Source organism: Streptomyces sp. Root1310, from assembly GCF_001426425.1.
In the GTDB taxonomy this organism is placed as follows: Bacteria; Actinomycetota; Actinomycetes; order Streptomycetales; family Streptomycetaceae; genus Streptomyces.
This window is the reverse complement of sequence record NZ_LMEQ01000023.1, coordinates 63,960-86,579: the sequence shown is the minus strand read 5'-3', so window position 1 is coordinate 86,579 and position 22,620 is coordinate 63,960. Positions and strand designations below refer to the sequence as shown.

General features: G+C 66.8%; 22 protein-coding genes and 3 pseudogenes. 12 read left to right on the top strand and 13 right to left on the bottom strand.

Annotated elements, in window-relative coordinates:
- Positions 1-66: 66 nt before the first annotated feature.
- The gene (locus ASD48_RS24535; RefSeq protein ID WP_079073964.1) at positions 67-480 is read right to left on the bottom strand and encodes a carboxymuconolactone decarboxylase family protein; all 414 of its coding nucleotides are present in this window, start codon (positions 478-480) and stop codon (positions 67-69) included.
- Positions 481-2,430: 1,950 nt separating this feature from the next.
- Here ASD48_RS24535 and ASD48_RS24530 point away from each other — a divergent pair.
- Positions 2,431-2,709, top strand: coding sequence for a hypothetical protein (locus ASD48_RS24530; protein ID WP_057603875.1), 279 nt, complete (start codon positions 2,431-2,433; stop codon positions 2,707-2,709).
- Positions 2,710-3,571: 862 nt separating this feature from the next.
- Here ASD48_RS24530 and ASD48_RS24525 read toward each other — a convergent pair.
- The 4 genes and pseudogenes from ASD48_RS24525 to ASD48_RS45530 form a co-directional block, all read right to left on the bottom strand.
- Positions 3,572-3,871, bottom strand: coding sequence for a hypothetical protein (locus ASD48_RS24525; RefSeq protein ID WP_057603874.1), 300 nt, complete (start codon positions 3,869-3,871; stop codon positions 3,572-3,574).
- Between the two features lie 240 nt (positions 3,872-4,111).
- Complete coding sequence (locus ASD48_RS44860; RefSeq protein ID WP_199875948.1) at positions 4,112-4,282, bottom strand: hypothetical protein; 171 nt, start codon at positions 4,280-4,282, stop codon at positions 4,112-4,114.
- The gene (locus ASD48_RS24520) at positions 4,282-4,443 is read right to left on the bottom strand and encodes a helix-turn-helix domain-containing protein (RefSeq protein ID WP_057603873.1); all 162 of its coding nucleotides are present in this window, start codon (positions 4,441-4,443) and stop codon (positions 4,282-4,284) included. The genes ASD48_RS44860 and ASD48_RS24520 overlap by 1 nt, the downstream gene beginning before the upstream one ends.
- Positions 4,444-4,534: 91 nt before the next feature.
- Positions 4,535-4,714, bottom strand: a pseudogene (locus ASD48_RS45530) (replication initiator); the annotation flags it as partial.
- A gap of 47 nt (positions 4,715-4,761) precedes the next feature.
- Between ASD48_RS45530 and ASD48_RS45525 the strand changes: the two are divergent.
- The 3 genes and pseudogenes from ASD48_RS45525 to ASD48_RS24515 all read left to right on the top strand — a co-directional run.
- A pseudogene (locus tag ASD48_RS45525) lies at positions 4,762-4,886 on the top strand (ATP-binding protein); the annotation flags it as partial.
- Positions 4,887-5,095: 209 nt separating this feature from the next.
- Complete coding sequence (locus tag ASD48_RS44395) at positions 5,096-5,395, top strand: hypothetical protein (RefSeq protein WP_157880694.1); 300 nt, start codon at positions 5,096-5,098, stop codon at positions 5,393-5,395.
- A gap of 326 nt (positions 5,396-5,721) precedes the next feature.
- Positions 5,722-6,087 (top strand): hypothetical protein, encoded by a 366-nt coding sequence (locus ASD48_RS24515; RefSeq protein WP_242432722.1) that lies wholly within the window; start codon positions 5,722-5,724, stop codon positions 6,085-6,087.
- Positions 6,088-6,347: 260 nt separating this feature from the next.
- On the opposite strand, the pseudogene ASD48_RS45520 reads toward ASD48_RS24515, so the two are convergent.
- The 4 genes and pseudogenes from ASD48_RS45520 to ASD48_RS24500 form a co-directional block, all read right to left on the bottom strand.
- Positions 6,348-6,531 (bottom strand): annotated as a pseudogene (locus tag ASD48_RS45520) (S24 family peptidase); the annotation flags it as partial.
- Between the two features lie 193 nt (positions 6,532-6,724).
- Positions 6,725-7,594 carry a glycosyltransferase gene (locus ASD48_RS24510; protein WP_157880693.1) on the bottom strand — a complete coding sequence of 290 codons (870 nt, stop codon included), beginning with the start codon at positions 7,592-7,594 and terminating at the stop codon, positions 6,725-6,727.
- A 53-nt stretch (positions 7,595-7,647) separates the two neighbouring features.
- Positions 7,648-8,388, bottom strand: a complete 741-nt coding sequence (locus ASD48_RS24505) for a hypothetical protein (RefSeq protein ID WP_057603870.1) — start codon at positions 8,386-8,388, stop codon at positions 7,648-7,650.
- Positions 8,385-9,011, bottom strand: coding sequence for a 2OG-Fe(II) oxygenase (locus ASD48_RS24500; RefSeq protein ID WP_057603869.1), 627 nt, complete (start codon positions 9,009-9,011; stop codon positions 8,385-8,387). The genes ASD48_RS24505 and ASD48_RS24500 overlap by 4 nt, the downstream gene beginning before the upstream one ends.
- A gap of 563 nt (positions 9,012-9,574) precedes the next feature.
- Here ASD48_RS24500 and ASD48_RS24495 point away from each other — a divergent pair.
- Together ASD48_RS24495 and ASD48_RS24490 are read left to right on the top strand one after the other, a co-directional pair.
- Positions 9,575-10,096: an HAD domain-containing protein gene (locus ASD48_RS24495; protein ID WP_057604333.1), complete on the top strand. Its 522-nt coding sequence runs from the start codon at positions 9,575-9,577 to the stop codon at positions 10,094-10,096.
- A gap of 254 nt (positions 10,097-10,350) precedes the next feature.
- Positions 10,351-11,031: a DUF4241 domain-containing protein gene (locus ASD48_RS24490; RefSeq protein ID WP_057603868.1), complete on the top strand. Its 681-nt coding sequence runs from the start codon at positions 10,351-10,353 to the stop codon at positions 11,029-11,031.
- Positions 11,032-11,349: 318 nt separating this feature from the next.
- Here the strand turns inward: ASD48_RS24490 and ASD48_RS24485 are convergent, their stop codons facing one another.
- Both ASD48_RS24485 and ASD48_RS45510 read right to left on the bottom strand, forming a co-directional pair.
- Positions 11,350-13,110 carry a S8 family serine peptidase gene (locus tag ASD48_RS24485; protein ID WP_057603867.1) on the bottom strand — a complete coding sequence of 587 codons (1,761 nt, stop codon included), beginning with the start codon at positions 13,108-13,110 and terminating at the stop codon, positions 11,350-11,352.
- Positions 13,111-13,997: 887 nt separating this feature from the next.
- Positions 13,998-14,480: a hypothetical protein gene (locus ASD48_RS45510; RefSeq protein WP_242432721.1), complete on the bottom strand. Its 483-nt coding sequence runs from the start codon at positions 14,478-14,480 to the stop codon at positions 13,998-14,000.
- Between the two features lie 569 nt (positions 14,481-15,049).
- Here ASD48_RS45510 and ASD48_RS24475 point away from each other — a divergent pair.
- The 4 genes from ASD48_RS24475 to ASD48_RS24460 all read left to right on the top strand — a co-directional run bounded on the left by ASD48_RS24475 (position 15,050) and on the right by ASD48_RS24460 (position 18,906).
- Positions 15,050-15,427 (top strand): hypothetical protein, encoded by a 378-nt coding sequence (locus ASD48_RS24475; RefSeq protein WP_057603866.1) that lies wholly within the window; start codon positions 15,050-15,052, stop codon positions 15,425-15,427.
- A 499-nt stretch (positions 15,428-15,926) separates the two neighbouring features.
- Positions 15,927-16,349, top strand: a complete 423-nt coding sequence (locus ASD48_RS24470; protein WP_199875946.1) for a hypothetical protein — start codon at positions 15,927-15,929, stop codon at positions 16,347-16,349.
- Positions 16,350-16,599: 250 nt separating this feature from the next.
- Positions 16,600-17,433 (top strand): DUF4365 domain-containing protein, encoded by an 834-nt coding sequence (locus ASD48_RS24465; RefSeq protein WP_063887503.1) that lies wholly within the window; start codon positions 16,600-16,602, stop codon positions 17,431-17,433.
- 1,131 nt (positions 17,434-18,564) lie between these two features.
- Positions 18,565-18,906 carry a hypothetical protein gene (locus ASD48_RS24460; protein WP_057603863.1) on the top strand — a complete coding sequence of 114 codons (342 nt, stop codon included), beginning with the start codon at positions 18,565-18,567 and terminating at the stop codon, positions 18,904-18,906.
- 119 nt (positions 18,907-19,025) lie between these two features.
- On the opposite strand, the gene ASD48_RS24455 is transcribed toward ASD48_RS24460, so the two are convergent.
- Complete coding sequence (locus ASD48_RS24455) at positions 19,026-19,724, bottom strand: hypothetical protein (RefSeq protein ID WP_057603862.1); 699 nt, start codon at positions 19,722-19,724, stop codon at positions 19,026-19,028.
- Positions 19,725-19,989: 265 nt separating this feature from the next.
- Here ASD48_RS24455 and ASD48_RS24450 point away from each other — a divergent pair, with 265 nt between their 5' ends.
- Both ASD48_RS24450 and ASD48_RS42375 read left to right on the top strand, forming a co-directional pair.
- A complete protein-coding gene (locus tag ASD48_RS24450; protein WP_057603861.1) occupies positions 19,990-20,454 on the top strand; it encodes a hypothetical protein in 465 nt (154 codons plus the stop codon).
- A 245-nt stretch (positions 20,455-20,699) separates the two neighbouring features.
- On the top strand, positions 20,700-21,131 hold the full coding sequence (locus tag ASD48_RS42375; RefSeq protein ID WP_242432720.1) for a hypothetical protein: 432 nt from the start codon (positions 20,700-20,702) through the stop codon (positions 21,129-21,131).
- 907 nt (positions 21,132-22,038) lie between these two features.
- On the opposite strand, the gene ASD48_RS44390 is transcribed toward ASD48_RS42375, so the two are convergent.
- Positions 22,039-22,464 (bottom strand): hypothetical protein, encoded by a 426-nt coding sequence (locus ASD48_RS44390; RefSeq protein WP_157880691.1) that lies wholly within the window; start codon positions 22,462-22,464, stop codon positions 22,039-22,041.
- Positions 22,465-22,620 lie beyond the last annotated feature (156 nt).

The following is a 22,620-nucleotide window of genomic DNA, read 5'->3' as shown; positions in this document are numbered from 1 at the left end:
GTTGCCGATCGTTCCCGTACGACCGAGACCGGCCCCGTTCCTTCGATCGGGGCCGGTCTCGGTGCGTCAACCGGCGAGGGCGGCCAGGTTGCCGGGCACGTAGGATCCACCCTGGTTGTTGAGGATCACGCCGAGCCGGTTGGTCGCGTTGATCATGGCGACGAGGGAGACGAGAGCGATGGCCTGCTCCTCGTCGTAGTGCTTGCGCACCCGTGCCCAGGTCTCGTCGGAGACCCCCGCATACCCGTCGATGATGCGGGTGCCCTCTTCAGTGAGGGCCAGCGCGGCCCGCTCGGCGTCGGTGAACACGGTGGAGTGCCGCCAGGTGGCGACGAGGCTGAGCCGGGCCGCGTCCTCGCCGGCCGCGGCGGCGTCCTTGTTGTGGATGTCGACGCAGAAGCCGCAGCCGTTGATCTGGCTGGCTCGCAACTGCACCAACTCCTGGGTGGCGGCAGCAGCCGGAGTGCTATGCGCCTGCATGCTCCCAACGGGGATCGCCAACGCCAAGAGTGCCCCAACCGCACCGTCTGGCCTGCGCGTGGCAGCCACGGCTAACAACACATTCCTTCTGACGTGGCGAGACAACTCAAGAAACGAAACCGGGTTCGAGATCACCGACGGTATTTCGTATCGCCGGACGAGCGCGAACGACACCGCCGACAATTGGCACGTTACGCCCGGAACTTACAAGTGTTTTCGCGTGCGCGCCATAAACGGTGATGGTCCCTCAGCTTGGTATCCCGGCGGTACATACGTCTGCGGTACAACGCCGCGCTGAAAGAGCTAAGTGGCGTGGCTGAGGCCGGTGGGGGCGCAGCGAGGCACGCGCGCGCCTGGTCGGTCGGCGAACCCGCCGTCGTGGCCGGCTGTCGTCGGCTGAGGAGCAGACAGGCCCCGCATCGGATCCGGAATGACGACCGGGATCGCTGTTTGAGAGAGTGAGAGGCGAACTTGTCAAGCCCGGCCATAGTGGCTGACACCAACGCCTGACACCAAACAGCCTCGGACAGCGACGGTCGGTGCCGAACCTTGGTGGACGGTCAGTCGGGGACCACGGCCGGTTGACCAACTCGCCGACCCGCATGATCGACCTGATCAGGATGAGCACTCCCAAAGTCTCGGCCCATGCACGGGGCGCAGCCCTCTTGCCGGCCAATGACCGGCGCCTTGACGGAGGGGCCTGGTCGAGAAGTTCGGCGACATGGCCGGTCACTTGGATCACCTACGGGCTACTAGCGGCAGTGGGTCCGGTCACTCTCCACCACCAACGGTGGATTCGAGATATCAACGAGTAGTAGCCCAATATTCGACTCAAAGTTATTCTCCTCGGGGAGGCACTGAAGAGCAGCTCGGAGCGATTCACGCCGCTGTGAATCCGCCCACAAAGCCAGCCAATTTGTATGGCTAGCTCCTCGAAGTAGATAAATCCGGTACTGACCGAGTATCTTTCCTCGTCCCACCTTCGGATCTGTTGAAGGTAAGCACGAACGCCGTCATTCTCCCACGACCGAAGCGCGGCGTATCCTATGGTGGTCGGCATGATGTCGGCGATCTTGACCACCCCGCGGCACCAGTTGTGACCTACTGCATTGAAGTAATCCAGGTACTGAATCAGGTCTAACTCTTTATCGGTACCAAGCATGCTCGCGTCGTAGCGAAATCTATCATGGTCTATATCCATGAAAATGGACGTCAGTGCCCTGCTGCCGTAAAAGTCGTTCGTGCAATTTCTGATAAATTCAGCCCTTTGCGTGAGGCGAGACGCTCTACTGTTTAAAGCCCATGTGGCGACGGTAATACCAGCTGCCACAATTGCCACAGTCGCTTCAGCTTGCACAGCTTGGCCACCCCTGGGTTAGAAAAACGTCCTGCCTGCCAAAATAGCGGAGCATGTTGATTCAAGAAGCCAGAAATCGCAGAGACCTGGTACGGCCCGAGCTGAGAGCTGCACTGGCAGGGCAACTCGTATCTATTCGCTCGCGACCGGCAGCGATGCCAGCAGGATGCCGTGATGGCCACTCCGTTCGTCAACATCCAAGGGAGGGCCGAGGACGGTCCGCACCCCTGTCCCTGCTGCGGCTTCCTGACACTCGGCGAGCGCAGCAACTTCGAGATCTGCCCGGTGTGCTTCTGGGAGGACGACGGGCAGGACAACCACGATGCTGACCGAGTTCGAGGCTGCCCCAACAGCCGGGGGTGCTTGCGACGAGCGACGTACTCAGTTCGTACGTGCCCCGCTTCCAAATGAACACCCCACGATCTGCATCAACGGCGCCAGGCGACAACGGATCCCAGCGAATGGAGCTGGACCACGGACCGCCACGCGAACATGAGTCCGAGCCAGCCCCACGGAGGAGGGATCGAACCCTTAAAGCGGTGCTCTGAGAAGCCGTGCCGCACTCGGCGCGCGGTGGCTGTCATCATCATTGGATGGCAGGCAGGCAGCTTCCGGCGGATTGGACTCTGGAGGAGATCCGTAAGGTCTCCGGCGACTGGGAGGCCACTCCTCTCGACACCGATCGAGTCGTGACGGGCTGGCCGGCACAGGGCGAGCGGCTCCACCCCGAAATCGTCCTGGGATGCCACGGGCTCTGTCTGGTGAAAGCCGTCAACGATGACGACTGGTACATGGGCAGTATGAACGACGACGGCAGTGTCACCTGCTGGAGCGCCTATGGCGACCTCCACGAGGCACTTCGCGGCTTGTAGCCCGACGACACCTGTACCCGCCCGGACGCCAACGCCCGTCTCAGTTCCCGTCTCATTCAGCACCGTTCACGGCCGTTCAGACCGGACCGGAGGCGGTAGGCGCCCAGACCCGGCCGCCCATGAACGCAGGTGAACCGGCCCGTCCGGGGCTCCCGGGACCACCACCGCAGTTGGAAAGCGTGTTCGCAGGCACACAGCGACCTACGCTCCGGCGGGTCAGCCCTGCGACTCCAGGCCGGCCGGGTCGCTCGTGTCCTGTACAACCTTGGGGATTACGGCCGTCAGCCACCTCTCGGCGTCCGTCCACCCGGAGGACGCGTCGAGCGGTGTGAGGCCGAGCATGAAGGACCCCCGGAACACCGTGGGGGCCCGTACGTGTAATGCTCCCTGCCCGAGGTCCGCGGCGGCGGCTGCCATTCCGCGTGTCGAAGTCTCGCCGAGAGCGGTGCGTCACAACCCCGCCACCTAAAGACTGCGAACACCACTCACCCCGGGCCTGATCTCTCCATTACTCGCAACGCTATCGCTGGCACTCCAGATGCCCAGCCCGCTCGCTGCGGTACAGCAGCGAAGTACAGCAACCCCAGCAACCGTCTGTGCCCAGTAGCGGCTCCGTATGGCCGTGACGCGACCGGTGCGACCCTCAGCGACCGATCTCTGTCGAGCTACGGATCAGAAGGTTGCAGGTTCGAATCCTGCCGAGTGCACAGCTGACCAGAGGCCCTGGGGATCACTCCTCAGGGCCTCTGGCTTTTGCGTTGACGGCAGTGTTTGACGGCAACCGCCTCAGCCGACGGGAAGTGCTCTGGCCGGCCACTGCTTGAAGAAGCGGGGATACCCGCACCCGGCCGGAGCGTGTGCGTCAGACGGTCGCGGCCAGCCAGCCGATGGTTTCGGTGGTGTGCTTGCCGTCGCTCTTGGCGGCACCGGCGTACACCTCGTTCAGGCGGATGAGGAAGCCCGTGTTGGTGACGTCATGGACGCGGATGCCCGGCGTCTCCGGGCCGTTGAAGGTCTGGGTCAGCGGGAAGACGACGACATTGGAACCCGGCGGGAAGGGGCTGGGGAACGTGACGCGCGTGAAGGTCGAGGTGTTACCGCCGCTCGTCTCGATCGGGTCGTCAGACCTCAGGTCGATCTTGCCGGTCTGGATGAAGCTCATGGTCGACTTCCTTCGTGTGAGGGGTGCGATTGCCTGGCCGTCTTCGGCGGCTGACGGGAGGCTTGTCACCAAATCGGCCCTATATGCCGAAGTCCTGCGAACGAGTGATCGCATTTCGGACAGCAGCGGCCGTGTGCTTCCTTGCTGATTCATGGGTTGAAGGCGGCTGCACAGCTGCGAGGGCTCCGGCCGAGCCATCGTCATCGTCCGGATCGTTGCCATCACCCCTCAGGGCATCACTCACCCGGTTGAAGGCAGTGCGCTGCGAGTCGAGCCGACGAAGGTGTAGATGTCCAGGGTCACGCGGATCGAGCTGTGGCCGAGGACTTCCATGATCATGCGGGCGTCGGGGCCTTCCTTGCGGAGGCAGATCGTCCCCTCGTTGTTGGCGTTCTTCTTCGGCTGGGCCATCAGGCGGCTTCCTGTTCGGTGCGGAGGGAGTTGTACCAATCCACGGCGGCTTCGCTGATGCGTCGGCAGCGGCCGATCTTGAAGGAGGCGAGTTGGCGGGAGCGGATCAGGTCGTGGACCTTCCAGCGGCTGATGTCGAGACGCTCGGCGGCCTGGTCCACGGTGAGTACGGCCGTCGTCGTGCAGGCAGCAGCCCTTCTCGTTTGGCGCGTTGGGAGTGAGCGATGTCGTGACGGACCTGTGCGGCTAGGCCCCGGCGTGCGCGTTCCACAGAACGGCGCCGGTGTAGTCGTAGCCCGCCGGGCGGAGTGGAGTGCCGAGTTCGGGAGCGTCCTGGGGGTGGTTCTCGCCGCACGCGCAGGGGCAAGGCTTGCCCGCGTCGGTCGTAGGGCGGTTGTGGACGGGGCCGAAGCACGGGGCGGTCCCCGAAGCCCTTCAGTGCGAGGTCCTCGAACCGTGGGCCCGGGAGATCGGGTTCGCACGGCCGGGGTCTCGGCATGGTCAGTGCGATCGCCCACCGCGTCGTGATCCACGACAGCTACGGCGGCACACGGTGACCGCGGAGCTCTTCACGGACGTACGCCGAGGAGGACACCCATGCTGAAGACGACGACCAGCCCCGGTTTCTGGTGCGAGTGCTGGACGGAAAGGCTAAGTCAGTGAGCAAACCGTCCCCCCACTGATCGCAGCTTCCCAAGCTGAGAGCTCGGCCGACCGCCTCGATCGTTGGACGCTTGCACATGATCTTCCTTGACATGTTCCTGCACCCCGTGAGGGAATCGCTCCTTCATTCGAACGCAAGGGGGACAATCGATGCAGGGTTACGCAGCAGCACCGCTCTCGCCGCCGGAGACCTACTTCCAAACAGCGGCTTTCTGTCTCCTCGTTGCCATCGTGCTCATCTGGGCCGGCCGGACCCAGCGCCGAACCGGCCGAGGCATCTTCCGGCCGGACAGACCGGTGGAGATAGGCGGCACTTTGGTGCCAGAACAGCAACCGAGCAAGAGCAAGCGGGCCGCGGGCCGTGCGTATCTCTTCTTCGGCTGGTTCCTGGTTCTCGGCACAGTCGTCAACCTGATCAACGGTTTCAGATCGGCTCGAGGCGGGGGCTGAGGCTCAGGCGGATCTCTTGGGCTCACGACAGATCGATGGCTCCTCCTGCATGTCTACACCGCTAACTCCAGCCGCTGGCCCCATGCAGCGTCATGGGCCAGGCCGGCCACGTCCGTCGCATTGAGGCCCGTTCACCGCTGTTCAGGCGAGGCCTGCAGCCGTCCTCATCACGGCAGCCAGCCGCCCATGAACCCAGGTGAATGCCCCCGCACGCAACCCGACACCCCACCACCACAGTTGGAAAGCGCGCGGCAGCGGCACTGTCAGAGCCCGGGCTTACCGTCCAGGGCATGGCAATCAGACCATCAGCACGTTGGTGTGCGCGCGTGGACGAAGAGGCAACAGAGATCGCGGCGGGAACCCGCTCACCGAGCGATGCCTTCCTGTCGGAGCTCTTCCCGGAGTCGCTGCTTGCGTCGACCGATGAGGCACTGCGCGCGTTCGAGTTGGATGTGGAGGTGCTCCGGGACCAGGACGACGAGCAGGTCTTCGAGGCGATCAAGCGGGTCGTTCTGGTGTCGAACGAGATCAACGAGGAGCACGACGGTGCTGGCTACGAGACCCAGGAGCGTGAAGAACTGTGCCTCTACATCGATCAGACCTTGATGGAGCACGGCATCGACGTCCCGGCTCTGGCAGCCGGGCGAGGCATCAGCCGTACCGAGATCACCGATGACTGGCGGGACTGGTAGCCCGTTGCTGTACAGCAACGAAGTACAGCAACCCCAGCAACCGTCAGCGACCGACCCCGGCCCGCACGACCCTCCCCGCAGCCCGTATGACCTCCAATGACCGATCTCCACAGAGCTACCGATGGGAAGGCTGCTGGCATCCACGGCTGACGTCAACGACGCCGGACGAGGACGTACACCGGCGACTCGGCCCGGCTTGCGGGTTCTGGAGGCGGTGACGTGCCGGGATTGGCTTCTCGAAGGTGCCGCCAGTGTCCGGTGCTCCCGTCATTACCTGGGATCGGCATGTAGGCGGCGTTGTGCGGGAGGAGTCGGGCCTGGCCGTCCACGCGCTTGAAGTGCTTGACCGTGGCCTCGCTGTCCAGCATCGCCGCCACGATGTCGCCGTTCTTGGCGACGGACGACGGACGACGGACGACGGTGGACGGTGACCCGGTCGCCGTCGCTTCGGGTGTCTGCCTCGCCAACCTGACCCTGCGCCGGCCCGTACGGCTCCACGCGCACTGGTAGATCGGGGCACGCTCGCCGCCCACGGCGTCCTGTACCGCTTTCGTCATGGGTACAGGCACCTCGCCTTGTCCGAACGGCGCTGCGGAGGCTGGCCGTTCGCGCCGCCGACCTGCGAAGGGCGGGGGCGTCAGCGCCAGTCGCCGAACGTCTCGAAGTACGCCTTCAGGGGGCGCACACTGGTCGCCTCGACGGCGGCCCGCTGCGCCTCCCAGTCGCTGGCGAACGCTTCGACCAGCGCCTCGGCAGCCCTCGGGGTACCGATCACCTTGCGCAGGCACTCCTCGCGCCGGGAACCGCCGAAGTGGACGAGCGCGGTCCGTGCCAGGTTGTAGGCGCGGCTCGTACCGCTCAGGCGATACGGCGGATACGGGCGGAAGCGGTGTGCCAGCCGCGCCCCCGGTACGGCCAGCACATCGAGCCCAGCCCGCCATGCCCGGAGACTGAAGTCCACGTCTTCGAGCCCGAGTTCGCGGAAGGCGCCGAAGCCGCCCAGCCGGTGGAACGTCGCCCGGCGTACCGCGAGGCAGCCGCCCGGCGCGAGCGGCACGGCGTAGGGGCCGGTACCGTCGGGTCCGGGAGGCAGCCAGCGAGCCCGCAGGTGGGCGTTGATCAGCCGCGCCCCGCAGCCCGCCGCCGTGCCGGTGGCGTCGCGCACCGTGGGCGCGAGGACGGCGTCGGGCCCGGCGTCCAGGGCCGCCCGCAGGCGTCCCAGGCAGTTCCGCTCAACTCGGCAATGTGCGTCAAGGAATACCAGGTGCGTACCGCCGGCGAGCCGGGCGCCTGCGTTGCGGGCAGCAGCGACGCCGCTGCGCCGGATGCGGTGTACGACGACGCCGCGGGCCCGCCACTCGGCCCGTTCCAACAGGGCACAGCTGCCGTCCGTGCCGCCGTCGTCGACGACGATCGTCTCGTCCGGGACGACGGATCCTGCGTACACCGACTCGAGGGTCGCGTGCAGCTCGGCGCCCTCGTCCAGCGTCGAGACGACCAACGACACCGTCGACACCCGTGTGCCGTGCGGCGCCTGCCCGGATGAGGACGCCGTACGGTTCATGTCAGCGGTGGCCCGGGAGTGCCGGGCGGGACGCCCCCGGGCGGCAGCGTGGCGACGAGGTCGATCAGGCCCGGGAGAAGGGCCGCGTTCCTGAGCGAGTCCTGCAGGTAGGCCGTGAGCCCGGCGGTGAGCGCGAAGTGGTAGGAACCCAGCCGGTCGAGCTCCCCACCGTCCAGGCCCAGCGCCAGGAGGTCGCCGACCCGTAGTGCCGCCAGGCCCAGAGCGTCGAGGACCTTGTCCGGCGAGGCGGCGAACTCCAGGTAGTCGGCGAAGTCGGTGGACGACCGGAAGTCCGCCTCGGCGAAGCCGGCGCGCTCGAGGGCGTGCTCGAGTGCCCGGTCGCCCTGGCGCACCAGATAGCCGGCCGACGGGACGTCCGCCTCGCGCAGGTGCTCGAGCAGCTGTTTCGTCAAGGCGCCGACGAGACCGATGTTGGTGGCGTTCCTCCGGTCGGTCAGGACCGGGGTGAGATGGGCCCGGCCCTCGGTTCCGATCATGGCGATGCCCACTGCCTCGATCGTCCGCGACCCGATGCCCTTGGGCGGCCACGGCCGCTCCGTCACGGCCAGCGCCAGGACGAGTCCGTGCTCGGACAGCAGTGGCTCCAGTACCTCGGTGAAGAGGTACGGGTAGCCGTTGCGGCGGCAGAACGCCGCGAGCGCGGTCCGCGTCTCGGGGTCGGTGTCGCGGGACACCCCCATCCGGACCGACTCGTTGGCGCAGGAGTGGTAGGTCATCGCGGGCCTCCGAGGGCGGGGGAGCTGGCACTGGACATCCAACCGGCGACTGCGTACCGCGTGCCGTCCAGCACGGTCGCCACCTCGTGCATCAGAGAGGAGCGGAACAGCAGCAGCATCCCCGGTTCGGGCACGACGACCACCCGGCGGTCGCGCAGGCGGGGATCTGTCTCGAAGACGGTGAGCGCGCCACCGTCGAACGTCGGCAGGGCCCCGGTGGCGCGGCGGCCGTTGAGGTACAGCAGCAGCGACCAGCGGTGGGCGGCGAGCCGCGGCGGATCGTCCTTGTGGTTGGCGACGTCGCGGTGCGCGCGGAAGTAGCTGCCCTTCTCGTACGACATGAAGTACGGGCCGTAGAGGTAGTCCGCGTCCGAGTCGAACGCCGCGCGGTGGTCGTCGAAGTAGGACGCCATGCGCTCGCCGATACGCCGCTTGTGGTCCTCGGGGAAGTGGTGGTCGAAGCAGAAGCGCAGCGAGGAGTCGAGGACCGATTCGCCGGCGCGGACGACCTGAGCCGGCTCGCGGGGTGACTCGTCCATGGCCCGGATGGCGTCGGCGCACTCGGCGGCCGAGAGGAAGCCCGGGGCCGACGCCACGTTCTGCGTCCTGAACTGGGGTCGCATGAGTACTGACGCCTCCCGGTGGGGTACGTCGTGTGGGATGCGTCCAGACTCCGGTACGCGGTCCCGGCCTGCGGGGACCGGCACGCCGGACTAGCCCGCGTGGCGGAACGGCGGGCGGGCCGGACGTCGTCCCGCTCGGCCCGGCCCTGCCGGCCTCCTGATCACTCCGGTCCTGCTGTGTCCTCCCGCCTACCTCGGCCGGCTGATACGTCGGACGGGTCTGGCCACGTCCCAGCCACACGTGGTGCCGGCCCGCCGCCTCCTTGCCGGTCGGGTCCTCGCCCTGGGCGACGACCGCGTTGACGAACCGGCGCTGCTCCCCGGGATCGGTGAACCGGTGCTGCGGATAGGTGATGGGTGGCTTTGTTCACGTGCAGCAGCAGCGTTTGGCTGCTGGTTTTGGGCCGCAGTTGCGGATCTTGGGGCCCTTGGATGTTGACGAGGGATGTTCACGAGAAATAGCAGATCGGATGACCAGTTGATTCGTGATCTCGTCTGAGCAGGCAGGCGGAGCCCTGGTCACCGAGGCGGTCCCCGTTGGGATCTGTCGTTATCGTGCTGTCGTGACTGGCTCTGTGCAGCTTCCGCTGCTGTTTCTCGATGTCGATGGACCGCTCATCCCGTTCGGCGCGGCGCCGCAGCAGTATCCGACCTATGAGAGGAGTCCTGAACCGCTTGGTGCCGACGCGAACCCCCTCCTGACCAGGATCAACCCCGAGCACGGACGCCGGCTGGCAGCGCTCCCGTGCGAGGTGGTCTGGGCGACGACATGGATGGCTGACGCGAACGACTGCGTCGCCCCTCGCATCGGTCTGCCGGAGCTGCCTGTGGTGGTCTGGCCGGAGCCGTCCGCCATGGATGACCAGGACGAGCGGAACGGGCTGCACTGGAAGACCCGCGCCCTTGTCGAATGGGCGGCCGAGCGGCCGTTCGCGTGGGTCGACGACGAGGTCACCGACGCCGATCGAGCCTGGGTTGCCGCCCACCACCAGGGACACGCCCTGCTCCATCGCGTCGATCCCCGCCATGGTCTGACCGACAGCGACTTTGCGGCTCTCGATTTGTGGCTGCGGAAGCTGGTCTGACGCTCCGCTGGAGAACGTCAAGAGGCTGCGAGGGGGACCCGGCGGCCGGCGAAGTCCGTGTTCTCCCTTTGGGTACCCTGGCGGCCCGCCCGGATGTTGCAGTGGTCCACCGGTTCCGGGACCTTGCCTCCAGGCACCGCCACCGTCCCTACCCGGAGCAGGCGCTCCCGGGACGCAGCGCAGGAACACGGGAGATGTCAGTGCCTGCTTCTAGGATCCACCGCATACGCACCGGTTCACGGAAGGTTCCCCGCATGCCCATCGCCGCGCCCGACTACTCCCGGTACTTCACCGACGGGACCTCCTTTGCTTGCGGACGCGACCTGACCGGGACGCTGTCGGTGGTGCGCGTGGGCGAACTCGCCCTGTACTCGGGTCAGGTGGTGGCGTGTGACCCGTTCGTGTACCTGGGCAGCGGGGACGTAGGACCATTCACGGTCGCGGTGGAGCCCGGCCGTTACGCCGTGGACGCTGCCGTCGCCACGCTGGTTCGTCCGGGCGCGGAGTCGGGGCCCCACCCGCACACTCGTGTCGCGGCCGTCCGGCTGGTGATACGTGACGTGGAGGTGGCCGGATGGGAGCTTGCGCTTCTGCCCGGGCAGGATCCGGCGGAACTGGGTGACGAGCAGTACTTCGGCTACGGCGTGGACGCCGGTACCGGTTGCTTCTACGACGCCTCGGCCGAGAACGCTTTTCCGGGGACGCAGGACGAGGAAGGGGCGGTGTGGGCGGCCATGGAGTCTGTCGGGCACGGACCCGACGTCTTCATGGCCCAGGGCGAGGGCGGCCACAACCTCGCCGGGTTCACGTCCGGGTGGGGCGACGGCGCATATCCGACCTGGATCGGCCGCGCGGCGGACGGCAGCGTCGCCTGCTTCCTCACCGACTTCTTCGTCATACCCCACTCGACCGAGGCCGACGCGCAGGCTTCGTAGCCCGCGAGGGCGGCGAAGGCCTGCGCTGCACGGCGGGTCCGTCGGTCGAACACGGCGGTCACACCGGAGTGCTCTTTCCAGTGCCCCCGAACCGGTGCCCGGCAGTCGCCGGGCACCGGCCCCAGGCCGTTCACGGCCTTCCCGGACGCCTCCGGCATGGCGGCCCCGGCCGCGGGTTCACCGCCGCCGAGGCCCCTGTGCCCTCTGCCGCGCAGCGGTTCCAGCCCCGGCCGACCGCAGCCCGCCTCGTCCGCGGTCGCGGACAGGGAGCTGCCGTCGGCGCACGGCGTTCCGACGCGGGCGCTGCCGGGCCCTGCGTCAGAAGGTCAGGTTCCAGGCGTCGATCCTGCCTGTGTCGGAGGCGGCGTTGTCGTTGACGCGCAGTTTCCAGGTGCCGTTCGCGACCTCCGAGGAGGCGTTCACGGTGTAGGTCTGGGCGATGTTGTCGGCACTGCCGCCGGCGTGGTTGTGCAGCGTGTAGACGGTGCCGTCCGGCGCCACCAGGTCGACCTTCAGGTCACCGATGTAGGTGTGCTTGATGTCCACCCCCACCTTGAGGGTGGCCGGGGCGTTGCCGGTCACGCCGGTCACGGCGATCGGGCTCTCCACGGTTGCGTTGTCGTTGACGGCGAAGTCCGCGAGGTTCTCGAAGTACTTGCCGGGCGGCGGGGTGGTCCCGACGGCCTTGAGGGCGTCGACCTGTCCTTCGCCGAAGAACGAGTTGCTGGCCGTCGTGCCCGTGCAGCGGCTGTCCGAGGGGCAGGCGATGTCGTTGGCCTGGGTGGCCAGCTTGGCGCGGATCTGCGCCGGGGTGATGCCCGGGTCGGCGCTGGCGATGAGTGCCGCCACGCCGACCACGTGCGGGGTGGCCATCGAGGTGCCGCTCTTGCTGCCGTAGCCGCCGCCCGGCACGGTGGAGTACACGTTGCTGCCCGGCGCCGCGACGTCGATGACGCCCTGCCCGTAGTTGGAGAACGAGGCCTTGGTGACGCCCGTGCCGTTGGCCGCGACCGTGACCACGCCCGGCAGCTCGGTCGGGATGTCGAGGCAGGCGTTGGTGATGGTGCGGGTGACCGGCGTCGAGTCGTTCGGGCTCGCGGAGTCGGTCGTCTTGTGGGCGAGGTCGTAGTTCTCGTTGCCCGCCGCGGCGATCTGGAGGGAGCCCTTGCCCTCGGCGTACTCCTGGGCGCGCTTGACGCCCTCGATGATGGCGGCCTGGTCGATGTTGTCCGGGCAGTTGAACTGCCACGGGTCCGTGTAGTAGCTGTTGTTGGTGACCTTGAAGCCGTGGTCACCGGCCCAGACGAAGCCGCAGATGGTGTTCTCGGCGAAGAAGAAGGAGTTGCCCGGCTCGGCGACCCGGACCGCGGCGATACTCACCCCGGGGGCCACGCCGACGACGCCCTTGCCGTTCTTGGCCGCGGCGATGGTGCCCGCCACGTGGGTGCCGTGCGTGTCGACGTCCCGCCAGGCGCCGGCACGGGTGTCGGGCTTGCCGTAGGCGCAGGAGACCGAGTCGGCCGCGTCGAAGTTGGGCGACAGGTCCTGGTGCCGGTCGTCCACACCGGTGTCCAGGATGCCGACCTTGACCGAGGCGGAGCCCGGGTTCACGGCCCAGGCCTGGTCGGCCTTGATCTGGCTCATGTCGGCCCGGACCGGTTCTCCGGCAGGGGTCGACGCCTGGGACGGATCGGCCGGGAGCGCCGGGTTGTAGGCGTCGGCCGGGACGTCCGAGGTGCGCGTGGCGCCGACCTGCTGCACGCCGGCGACGCCCCGCATGGTGGCGGCGAACCCGCTGGACGCCGAGTGGGCGACGATCACGCCGATGGCGTCGAAGTTCGAGAAGACGGTGCCGCCGTTGGCCGCGATCGCGGAACGGACCGCCGAGCTGTCACCGGGGGCGGTGATCACGAGGTAGGCACGTGTGCCGGCCACCCAGGTCGCAGTCCGGGAAGCCGGCACGGCGGCCGGAGCGTGGGTCTTGGCGGCCGACGCGGTGGAAGGGGTGACGGGGAGCGTGCCCGCGAGGGCGCCCGGGGCGCCGAACGCGAGGACGGCTCCGAGCGTGGCCGCCAGCACCAGCGTGCGTCTGGGGCGGCCGGATATGGGGGGTATCAATGCGTCCTCCGGAGACGGCCCGGCCGCGCTGAGGGCACCGGCGGGCCGTACGAAACGAATGGTGGATGCAAGATGTCAGGTGCATGCTCCTGTGCGGAAGTACCTTTCCGCGCAGGGACGTCATAGGGGCATGGCTGAAAAGAGACACACTCCGGGCATCGAGGGGTCGAGACCCTCGGGAGGCCGTCGACGCCGACCGGACCCTGGCATACGCCGCGGCCGGCCCGAGCACTCGACCAGCAACCAGCAACCAGCAACCAGCAACCAGCAACCAGTAACCAGTAACCAGCACGACCGGCGCGGGGCCGCATCCACCGCGGCACCAGCGCCTTGCGGAAGTCGCCGCGGACTGTCCGTCCTTAGCGGCCCCAGCTTCCGGGCGTGTCGGGTCGGCGTGGGGGCCGGTGGGAGGTGCGCGAGGGCGGTCCGGTGCGGTTGTGGGAGCGGATTGAGACGGTGCTCAGCGCCTACGACGAGGCGGACCGACCAAGGCCGGAGACGTTCATCCTGCCCCTCTGCGGCGGTCAGCAGCACCAGCGGCACCCGCACCTTCCCGGCCTGCCGCTGCCGAGGCCCTGAGCGAGCCCTAGAGACTTCAGGTGCGCAGGCGGGGAGCGTGACGGACCCTGTCCGGGCGCCTGGCCTTGTCCCGTTCAGGCAGCCCCTGCTTCGCGCACGCCCCGACGACGTCAAAGATGCCGAGGACTATCACCGTCGATCTTCCCGACGCGGGCGAAGCCGAAGCGGACGCACTCCCGGCTGGGCGCCGGCGGCGCAGTGAAGGCAGCGTGGGTGAGCCGGCCACCCTGCATCCAGCGGTCAGACAAGCCTGTCACCGGCCGCAAACCTCAGGTCAGGAGAGCGGTGAGGGTTGTGGACACAGTGGCGGCGAGAGTGATGGCCGTGGCGAAGGTGATGGCGGCGCGGGTGAGGGCGGCGGGGTAGGTGGCGCCGTCCATGCGGGCGAGCTTGCCCGTGCCGGCTGCGGCCAGCGGCGCGATGACGAGGACGAGGGCGATGGTCAGTAGGACGACGGCGACGGCCACGGCGGACTCCCGGTACACGGTGGGGTGTTGACGTGGTTGAAGGTCGCCGAATCGCTGTGCGCCGGGGTGCACCGGGACGAAGATGGGCACCGGCGAACACACCAGGGGGCCGGGGGCGAGCACGTGTACGACGAGCAGGGCGGCCACGAGGCGGCGCTCACCGAACTGCGCAGGCGGCTGGCCGACGGGCTGGCGCAGGTTGGGGGCGTCGGCCTCAGCCCGCGACCTGCTGTCGATGCGCCGGGAGATCCTCGCGGAGTTCGGGGCTTGCGTGGAACAGTCCACCGGGTCCCGGACGGTATGAACCTGCCATCCCTCTCCAACTAGCTGGTGGTCGCTGCCCTAGGCGGCCCTTTCACGCCGACTCTCGTTTGCAACGTGGGTCTGAAACCAGATTCCGCTTCCGCTTCGTCTGGCCGCCCGATGAACCAACCTGGTTGGTCTCGGGCGAGTATCGCGTCACGCCGTGCTGACATCACCAGTTGACATCAACACCCCTGGGCGCAGGCGGCCTTCAGCGATCACACACGCCAAGCCGGTAGCGCTGTGAGGGGCCCCGGGAGAGCCGCTCGATCGAACTCCTGAAGCGGGTGCCGCCACTCCCTCCGGCGCACCCAGCACCCACCCATGTCAGTGCCTCGCCTGCCTTGGGTACGGTGAGCGGGTATCGGACCTCCCCAACTGGCGGGCGAGCATGAGTCGGCCGGGCCCGGGCGTGACCGTCCGCAAGAGCCGTAGGGGGATGGGGAGTTCGCGACAGCAGCCTACGTCTGCCCCGGCTACGCTCATGCCTTGTCATGCCCGCCGCCGCTCGCGGGCAGACTCGAACAATTGACCGAGTTCTTGGAGGTTTGATGAAGTCCGTCATCCGGAAGGTTGCAAGCTTCGCGGGGGTGAGCGTGGCCGTCGCGGCCATCTCCGTGACCGGCGCATCCGCAGCCCATGCGGAGGCCCCCACTCACGGCTGTCCGTACCCCTACGTCTGCTTCTACGTGGACAACAACGCCCTGCTTGCGGGCACGCCGATCTCGAAGTACAAGGACGTGACCAGTACCTACCAGGCCGTCACGCCCCGGCCGCACTACGGGGTCATGAACACCCGGAACGACGACGTGGTGTACCTGCGGCTCCAGGACGGCACCTCGATCTGCCTTCCGCCGAACACCTCAACCGTGTTTGCCAACGCCTACAGTGTCACCGGAATTAAGATCTCCAGCCGGTCCACCTGCTGAATTCGCTGGCAAGGCCAGCAGGCGCCCTTGATCGCGCCCGCTGGCCGGACGACGGGCAGGGCTGCGTCGTTCTCGCGATCTCACCCGGTTTGATCATGTGATGTCTGGAGTGGGGAGTAAGTAAGCGGGTTGCGGGCGCGGTAGCGAAGGCCTCCGGCGATGTCGGTGCGGCCGGCGAGTCGGAGTGCGCCGATGATCAGGCGCCTCAGGGTGGCCATCGCCCAGGACGGGGCGCCGGTTCTCACGCGGGAGGCAACCTTCTCCGGAGTTGACGTCTCTGGCGTGACGGAGAAGACGATCACCAGGCGCACCGCCCGTGAACAAGTGACGCGCAGGTTCACCGAGATCCCCGGTGAACCCCAGGGCAAAAGAAGCCGAGGACAGAACAGTAATCAGGTGGCCAGGACGGCTCGTTGCTCTCACGATGGGCCGCATGGACCGGTTGCAGCACAGCGCTTGGCGGTATGTGGCGGAGGTACTCCCACCCGAGGAGCTCCCGATGCTCGCTGCTCATACGCTCGTCGACGGCCGTGATTCTCCCGCCCTGCGTGAACTGGCCGGCCTGCCATGCAGGAGCGACGAGACCGAGATCCGTGAGCTCTACGTCCAAGCCCTGCACGAACTCGGCATACGCCTTCCCGAGGAGGAGACAGCCGGCCGATGGCTCCTCGTGAACCTCGCGTTCGGTCTCGCGAATGGCGAGCTGGGCCCCAAGGACGTAGCCGACCGGCTGTCGATGACGGTCGCAGCCCGCACACCGGAGGAGACGCAGTTCCTCTCCGTCGCAGCGGACTACAGCGAATGGATGGAACCGGACGAACTCCCGGGATGGGAGAACGACCTCAGAACCGCGGCCCAGTCGTTGACCGCCTCCACCGGCCTCGGATCCGTTGGCAGCGTGCCGGGTTTGCGGCGCGACTGACCCACCCGCCTGAACACGCCCCGTGCCAGAAACTGCGGGGAACTACGGGGAACAGCGGCCACCCACCCATAAGCGCCCCCAGGTCATGACACGGCTCGACAGCAGGTCCGTGGGGCTATCGAGCCCGTAGAACCCAGCTTCCCAAGCTCATGGCGCAGGTGCGATCTTCTGCAGGCAGCCCTCTCAACGCCCCAGTGTCAGAGCCGGATGGCAATGTATGCGGACAACCATGCGGATGGGGGATCGGGACATGACGGTGATTCCGAGTGGGCGGCGGATGGAGCAGGCAGCAGTGAACGCTCTGCGCACTCTCCTCCAGAGTCACGATCACGTCGTAGAGGAGATCTCGGGGCAGAACGACTATGGCGAGGACCTGTATGTCACCTTCGCTGACGCCGGGCGGGTGACCAACGACGTCATCAAGGTCCAGGTGAAGGGCGGTGTCTCCTGGAGACGGTCGTACGGCTACGCAGTACCGGTGCGGCAGCACTCCGAGACGTGGGCAAACGGCAATGTGCCCGTGTTCTGTGTCGTCTTTGACCCGGAAACAGAACAGTTGTACTGGGCGAACGCTACGAAGCAACTCCGTGTTGGAGGGCAAAAGGGCCGCCGGCCGCGCACCATCAGGCTGCCTGCGACATCGGTGCTTGACGCCACCACCTTGGCGGACTTCGTGAATGAAGCCCGCGCATACGTCGGCGGGTATCGGGGACGGAACGCTGTGCTGAGTCATCTCGGAGAGATGGCAGGCGTCGTCTTCGATCGCTCAGACCACGTCCTGCACTGGGTCAATGAGTTCGATGAGCAGTTGATCTTCTGGCAGCGCCCTGGGGAGTCTTACGCCACGCTTCTGCACAGTGACCTCGACTGGGATCCGATCCCGATCACGCCCAGTGGGTTGCTCCTGCCCGGCGCGTGGGCTCAGGGACTCCATTTCGGCGGAGACTTCCCAGAGGAGTTGCGGCGGAGTTCGCCAATCCCGGTCATCAGTGGCGTGATCCTGAACATGCCGGAGGCCTTGTGGCTCGCCTCCTGCTTCTCCACGACGGAGCGGTTCCGGCGTGCTGTTGAGGTGCTGAGATGAGAGAGCTGCCGACCACACACACTTGGCTAACGGGCTGACAGCGACGGTGTCACGGGCTCGCGTAACCCACCCCTAGAGCGATTCGTACTGGGCACACTGAGTGTCTAACTGCGTGACAACCGCAACGCACAACCGCGAACACCCGTAGACGTCAGCGGGCCATCAGCGCAGGTGACAGACGCTGCAGGCCAAGGAGGGCGAGCATCCCAAGTTGCTTCGGGACGAAGCGGTCGCTTCGTTAGGCTGCCCCGCATGACCGACGACGCCCCGGCCTGTCCCGAGTGCAGCCAGCCCATGAAGTCCGGTGGCCTTGTCCTCGTCAAACGGGAGGACGATGGTCGGCGGACCTGCCGGGCACTGTGGCGGTGTGCCGGTCGGCATCTCTGGTGGAGCTGGGCAGACCGGCCGGACGAACCACTGGAGGTCTGTCCCTTCCCGGGGCTGTTCCGCTGACATCCAACGAGCACGGACGGCGGCGACAACCGGCGGCCCTGTACAGCGCCGGTGCGCGAGGCGAGTCCCCACCACGCCGGGCCCGGATCGAACTCCTAAAGCGGAAGTCGCTTCCCCGCCCGGCCCGGCTCGAACGGGCTGGTCCCCTCCACAACGGGCCGGTACTGGGGGAAGCAGCCACCGGCCGACGCAGGTCGTGTCAATCGTAGGCCCGATGCTGATTGCCTATGGGGATGATGGAGTTGCTGTACAGCAGCGGAGTACAGCAACCACCGAAACCGCCGGTGACCGACAAGGTCCGTCAGCGGCCAGCTGACCAGCCCAGCAGACCCTGATGACCCCCCTGCCGAGAGTTCGGGACGAAGAGGTCATTCCTCAAGGTCTGACCGCCGCGCTTCCGCCGGCGCAGCTTGCTCTGGTCGACGGCATGGCAGCGTGGCTGAGGCCGGTGGGGGTGCAGCGAGGCACACGCGTGCGTGATCGGCCGACGCGCCCGCCGTCGCGGCTGACTGTCGTCGGTTGACGCACAAACGCCACACCAAAGAGATGAGCCCGCCCGCCCAGCTAGACCGAGACCGCCGCCCCCACGGCACATCGTTGCCGCCGCAGCAGGACCCGGGTCCTGCACACGGCACGCGCCTTGACAACTCAGTTACTAATTGAGTTATCTACTGCCTTATGGACTTCACTGTGATTGCGAACGCGGTAGAGGTGGACCACGGCATCAAGCGCCTCTCGATGCGCTTCATCAAGAAGTACGCCGCACCGGAGAGAGATCGGCTCAGCGCGGCACTGCGCGAGCAGATCAGCAAGGAGCTTGACAGGCATGGCTTGATGACGCTGCCGAAGACGCTTCCTCCATCCGAGAATGACTTCGTGTTCGTCATCCAGAAGGGCAGCCCCCTAGGGCAGGTCGTGTCTCTGGCTGCCGTGGTCGCAGGCATGGAGAAGCTCGGCATGACGTCGTTCCCGCCGGGCATGTTCGACAGCATCCCTGGGACCTTGAAGGACCTCACGTGACATCCATAGATGACATCAACGGTGACGAACACCGACAGCCACCTACGACCCTTAATAGCCGGTGAGTCCGTGCGGATCCACGTCGTAGCCGGGTAGTGATCGGACTCCTAAAGTGGTGCTCAGCTCCCGCCGTGCAGTGCGCTACTGATCTCCAGAAGGCGCCCCTCGGGCAGAGCGAATGCGTTGCTTGGGTTCCGGTAGGAGTGCCCACCGTCGTTGGTCCAGACGCCGCCTGCCGACCTCCACCGAGCGGGAGCCCATTGGCCCTGGTTCTCAAGGAGCATCCTTGCCACCTCGGCGGGCTCTTCGATCAGGGTGAGAGCCGCGAGCGAAGTGGTGAGAGCCGCGGCTGCATCGTCGGGAAGTAGCGCGTCGCCGAGTGTGGGGAAGAGCAGCAAGAGACGGGCGTCAGCATCACCAATGCCTTCTGTCGCCGACTGCCGAGCAGCGGACAGCAGTTCCGGCCAGGCCATGCCGGGCCCCATGAAGTGACCGTCGACCACAGCGAGGGTTTCCGCTTCGGACCAAGCCGACTGATGGATCAGATAGTCCACGCCCCATTCGTCCACGAAGTTGCGGTAGACGACGTAGATGGTGTGACCGGAGCACAGCGGCACACTGAATACCGGCCACTCATGCTCGGCGGACAGTGTGCGATACAGCTCCATGGCCGCATCCCAGTCAGCGCCGAACGCGGCTCGTTGAGCGTCCTCCCCACGCAGGCAGGAACCGAGGTGCACAGGCCAGAACAACGGGTCGTCCAGGTAGGCGTCGCCCCGAACCAAGGGGCCGCCTTCGTATCCGGGGATCTTGAGCACGTGCAGATGATGGCACGCGGGACAGCCACCGCGTCAGGAGCGAGGTTCGGCCCTCTTCCGTCTCAGTTTCCGTCTCATTCAGTGTCGTTCGCGGACGTGCAGACGAGACCAGAGCCAGTAGCCGCTAGCTCAACCGGCCGCCCATGAACGCAGGTGAACGGCCCCGCCCAACGCCCCTGGGGCCACCACCACAGTTGGAAATCGTGTTGGCGTGAGAGCAGAGCGGGTATGCGCCCGGGTCGGCGATACGTGATGAGCTTGGGGTGTGGAGACCATCATCGCCAGTGCCATAGCCGTTCTGGGGACCTTGCTCGGCTCGGGGCTCACCCTGGCGTTTCAGCACCGCACCACCGACAAGGGGCATCAGTTCACCCGCCATGAGAGGCTCCGCCAGGAGCGACTCGATGCTTACTGCGCCTACGCCGGCGCACTCATCAACTACCGCCGCTGCCTGGTACATCTCTGGTTATGCGAACGCGAACAACCACCACACGAGGACCCCGGCGTGGTGCGAGTCCGCGCATACGACCTGCGCTCCAGCGCCCAAGAAGCTCTCTTCCGGGTGCAGATGCTCACCGATGACGAGACCTTGAGCGAGACGGCAGAAGCTGTACTTGAGGACGTAACAGCCCTGCGCAAGACGGATAGCAGAACCGAACTGGACCAGCGCAGGGTCAAGACCCGCGACGACATCAGTCGACTGGTCAGAGCGTCCAAGCGCCATCTCTGATGCGCCTGCCAATGCGCCTGCACGTACGGTCAGTCCGTCAGAGCCGGGCGGGCCGCACCACAAGCGCACCAGATGAGGCGGGGAACAGCGGGGAATCACGGTGAAAGCGGCCCAGCCTGAGGAGGCGGCAAACGGGGGCGTTCCTCCAGGTCATTGCCCGGCTAGGCAGCGAATGCTCGCAGCTTCCCAAGCTGAGTGTGCTTGGCCGGCACCGCAGGCCGGACGTGCTGGGTAGGGTTTTCAGGATGCGCTACCTGACAGAGGCTTTCGTTGTTGGGGCCCTGAAGCGAGGCCGGCCGGTGGAACAGTTTCTCGGTCCGGTCGGTGGTCCGGATCGGCTCGGGGTCAGCTACGTCGAGGTCCGCCCAACGAAGGCGTCATATGAGGTCTACGTCCATACCGTTGAGGACGTCGGTCATGAGGGGTTTTCCGATCTGGTGGAGTTTCCACCATTCGACGCCGACCATGACGAAGAGGAGTTCGGCCGACTCGTTGCCACGGCCGAGGACCCATCTACCGCACTGGCGGCTGCCGAGGAGGCCACGGGCGCAGTGCGCGGGAGTTGGGTCAACGAGGGCATGGTCCAGGACGAATATGGTGACTTCGTTCGATCGGGCCGGCCTGCGGACCAATCTCCCGATGGACGGCCTTGGCCAAGTCGCAGGGCACGCAGCTGACCTGCCGCAGCAATGAGTGTCTAACTGCGTGACAACGCGCACGAACAGCGACGAACAAGCACGGACGCCAACGGACGATCCGCGCAGGTGAGAGCGCCACAACCCCAAGGCAGCGCCCCCGCCCGAGTTGCTTCGGGACGAAGAAGTCCTTGCTCAGTGCTTCGCTACCACGGTTCCGCCGTCGCCGCTTGCTCTGACTGGCGGCACTGGGAAGCGTGGAGGAGGCCGGTGGGGGCACGGTGCGACACCGCCTGATCGGCTGGCGCACGCCGTCGTTGTGGCTGGCTGGCTGTCCTCGGCTGAGGCCCGAGCGAACCCTGCTTTCCGTCCACCAAGGGACGCATTGGGCCAAGTTGTCAGCGGCGTCTTGCTGGCGGGATGCCGAGGAAGAAGATCTGCCGTGACGTCGATTCCCCGCCGTTGACAAACTGCGGCAGGTCGCAGAGGAAGAACAGCAGTCGGCTGGGTTGTCCTCCGTCCAGGTCCGCGGGGTGGCGCCGTCCTCCGGTCCTTCGAATGCCGCTGACCCCGGTTGTGCCGCATTAGGTTCACGGCGCCCGCATCACCTTGTGCGGGAGCGCCTCGCCTGTCAGGCCCGCCATGTGCGCGCGGTCCTTTTCCTGCGGGCCGGCGGACCGGAGTTGACTGCCCATCAGTAATTTCTTCCCAGGCCTGATCGGGGCGGTGCCAGGCCAACCGCCCCGATGGGGCGGTCACGGCCATCGCTGCACCCTGTCGGTGGGCAGGTGGGCAGGTGGGCAGGTGCGCGTACCGGACCTCATGGCCTGAGGTAGCAGGAACCGCGAGCACGATCCCGTCGTCAGGCGGGTCGGCAGATGCGCATCGGCCGGCGTGGATGGGGAGCGCCGGGCTTCGGGGACCGCGCGTGACGGAGAGCAGCGACGCGTCAGCAGTAGTCGAGCAGGCTGTAGACGTTGTCCCAGCCCCACTGGTCGAGGTAGACCTCGCTGACGTAGACGTTGCGGTTGCCGCTGTCGTCGTCCGTGAGAAGCCAATAGCGGCTCCGGCGCCCATTGTCGGAGTAGTAGACGCCTTCCTTGATGCAGTAGAAGTAGTTCGATCCCGCGTACAGCCACCCCGCGTGAGTGGAGTCGTAGTAGTCCGGGGTCCAGTGCGTCCACTGATTGACCACCGTGTTGAGGTACACCTGGGGGTACGCGGCGGCCTTGGCCGCCGTTGCGGATGTCTGAACCGAGGCGGCCGCCGCTGTGCCGGAATCCGCTGTTGCGGCATGCCCCGCGCCAGCCGTACCCATCACCAGGCCGACCGCGAGCAGACCTCCAAGAAGGCGGCCCGTCATACGAGTTCGCACGTGAAATCTCCCTGTTCCCGAAGGGCTCTGACAGTCCGGGAGCCTACGACGCGCACGGTCGGCTGCCTTCTGGCAACTGCCGGGTTGTGGTGCCGCTCTTCGGCTGGTAAGGCCGTGACGCACAGGAGACTGCCCGAGCCCGCTGCGTCGCGGGTC

Coding starts and splice junctions, on each gene's coding strand:
- ASD48_RS44395 (WP_157880694.1), top strand. CDS start 5,096: ATGCAGGGTTACGCAGCAGCACCGCTCTCGCCGCCGGAGACCTACTTC.
- ASD48_RS24535 (WP_079073964.1), bottom strand. CDS start 480: ATGCAGGCGCATAGCACTCCGGCTGCTGCCGCCACCCAGGAGTTGGTG.
- ASD48_RS42375 (WP_242432720.1), top strand. CDS start 20,700: ATGCGCTACCTGACAGAGGCTTTCGTTGTTGGGGCCCTGAAGCGAGGC.
- ASD48_RS24500 (WP_057603869.1), bottom strand. CDS start 9,011: ATGCGACCCCAGTTCAGGACGCAGAACGTGGCGTCGGCCCCGGGCTTC.
- ASD48_RS24470 (WP_199875946.1), top strand. CDS start 15,927: ATGCTCGCTGCTCATACGCTCGTCGACGGCCGTGATTCTCCCGCCCTG.
- ASD48_RS24530 (WP_057603875.1), top strand. CDS start 2,431: ATGGCAGGCAGGCAGCTTCCGGCGGATTGGACTCTGGAGGAGATCCGT.
- ASD48_RS24525 (WP_057603874.1), bottom strand. CDS start 3,871: ATGAGCTTCATCCAGACCGGCAAGATCGACCTGAGGTCTGACGACCCG.
- ASD48_RS24490 (WP_057603868.1), top strand. CDS start 10,351: ATGCCCATCGCCGCGCCCGACTACTCCCGGTACTTCACCGACGGGACC.
- ASD48_RS24460 (WP_057603863.1), top strand. CDS start 18,565: ATGGACTTCACTGTGATTGCGAACGCGGTAGAGGTGGACCACGGCATC.
- ASD48_RS24505 (WP_057603870.1), bottom strand. CDS start 8,388: ATGACCTACCACTCCTGCGCCAACGAGTCGGTCCGGATGGGGGTGTCC.
- ASD48_RS24475 (WP_057603866.1), top strand. CDS start 15,050: ATGAAGTCCGTCATCCGGAAGGTTGCAAGCTTCGCGGGGGTGAGCGTG.
- ASD48_RS44860 (WP_199875948.1), bottom strand. CDS start 4,282: ATGGCCCAGCCGAAGAAGAACGCCAACAACGAGGGGACGATCTGCCTC.
- ASD48_RS24465 (WP_063887503.1), top strand. CDS start 16,600: ATGACGGTGATTCCGAGTGGGCGGCGGATGGAGCAGGCAGCAGTGAAC.